The 1,421-nt window shown below is 42.0% G+C and carries 1 pseudogene; it reads left to right on the top strand.

Annotated features, from left to right (window positions below):
- A pseudogene (locus EGI31_RS14700) lies at positions 1–1,421 on the top strand (hypothetical protein); the annotation flags it as partial.

Below are 1,421 nucleotides of genomic sequence, written 5' to 3'. Positions count from 1 at the left end.
GGATTGGGAGTAGGAACTACCAAAGAAGTAGCGGCGGGAACATATATTACAACAGGTCAATCACCAGCAGCTCCAACAATCGTAGCGAACAAAACTTCGATTTGTGGAACAGACAAGGCCACTCTTACAGCCGCTGGTTGTGAAGGAGGAACAATTACTTGGTCTGGAGGATTGGGAGTAGGAACTACAAAAGAAGTAGTAGCAGGAACATATACAGCTACTTGTACAACCAGTTGTGGAACATCACCTGTATCTAACGCAGTAACTATTTCCACAGGTCAATCACCAGTAGCACCGATTGTGACGGCTAGCAAGAATGAAATCTGTGGTAATGAAGAAATTACTCTTACAGCAACAGGATGTACAGGTACAGTTAAATGGTCTAACAATGCAACTGGTACTACTGTGAAGGTTTCACAAGCGGGTGACTATGCTGCCATTTGTGTAAACACTTGCGGAGAGAGCGGAAATAGTAACATCGTGAAGATTTCTATAGGTGCTGTGCCAAATGCTCCATTAATTACTACAGATAGAGTAAATGTTTGTGATACTGAAAAAGCGAGATTGGTAGCAGTAGGATGCACAGGAACTATCGAATGGAGCACAGGAGCCACGGGCGATATGATTCAAGTTGGAGCAGGAAGTTATACAGCTAAGTGTAAAAACTCATGCGGAACTAGCCTAGCTTCAAATATTATCAAAATTGAAACTGGAGGACGCCCTGCAGGACCGATTGTGGTGGCCAACAAAACAAGTATTTGTGGAGTTGATTCAGCTAAATTAACAGCAAGCGTTTGTAGCGGAACTGTTAAATGGAGCAATGGTAAAGAAGGAGCAAGTATTTTCGTAAAAACTGCTGGTTCTTATACAGCTACTTGTACTAACTCATGCGGTACTAGTTTACCATCTGATGCGGTAGTTATCACCGTTGGAGGTACCCCTTCTGCACCTATTATAACAGCATCTGCTACCAAAATTTGTGCGGGCGATTCAGCCACATTAAGTACAGATGGTTGTAATGGAACGGTTACTTGGAGCACCGGAGCTACTGGAAATAGCATTAAAGTTAAAATAGCAGGTTCGTATACAGTGAAGTGTACCAATACATGTGGAGTTAGTCCTAATTCTCAACCGGTAGTTATTGAAATAAAAACTACGGACTGTGGAACAGGATGTAATCTTCCGGCACTTGTTGTAGCGGCTTCTAAAACAGTTATTTGTGAGCCAGAGAATATTACACTCACTGCAACCGGCTGTACAACTGGTACAATAATTTGGTCTAACGGAAAATCCGGTAACTCAATAGTAGTTAAACCTGCGGTTACTACTACTTACTCGGCAGTTTGTAAAGTAGCTGATTGTGTGAGTCCGGTATCTAATATAGTTGAAGTCAAAGTTCAAAAAGCAACTAAACCAGTTGT

Source organism: Lacihabitans soyangensis (assembly GCF_024343775.1).
GTDB lineage: Bacteria > Bacteroidota > Bacteroidia > Cytophagales > Spirosomataceae > Leadbetterella > Leadbetterella soyangensis.
Note: the sequence above shows the minus strand (reverse complement) of the source record. Positions and strands in the feature narration are given on the sequence as shown.